Annotated in this window: 1 pseudogene; it reads left to right on the top strand. The window is 34.8% G+C overall.

Annotated elements, in window-relative coordinates:
• Positions 1 to 82: 82 nt before the first annotated feature.
• Positions 83 to 256 (top strand): annotated as a pseudogene (locus tag SB658_RS25570) (alpha/beta hydrolase); the annotation flags it as partial.

The raw sequence follows: 256 nt of genomic DNA, 5'->3' as shown, positions 1-256 counted from the left end.
GCGTGAGTTATATACAGTGATTACAGAATCGTATAAAGGTTTGAGAAATAAATATTATAAAAGATTACGGGGGAATGGGTGTATGGAAAATAGTATGACTTACATTCAATTATTAAATGAAACGTTACATTGTTACGCAAATAAAGGGAGTTTGGAAGCGTACACTTATATAATGGAGCATGCTAAAGGTGTAGTGGGGAATAAAGCGCAAATATATAATTTTAAATATGCGCTAGCGAGTGCAGCGGGGCTTGAA

It is taken from the genome of Bacillus sp. SIMBA_008 (genome assembly GCF_046535495.1).
GTDB classification, from domain to species: domain Bacteria; phylum Bacillota; class Bacilli; order Bacillales; family Bacillaceae; genus Bacillus; species Bacillus subtilis.
This window is presented reverse-complemented; position numbering and strand designations above follow the sequence as displayed.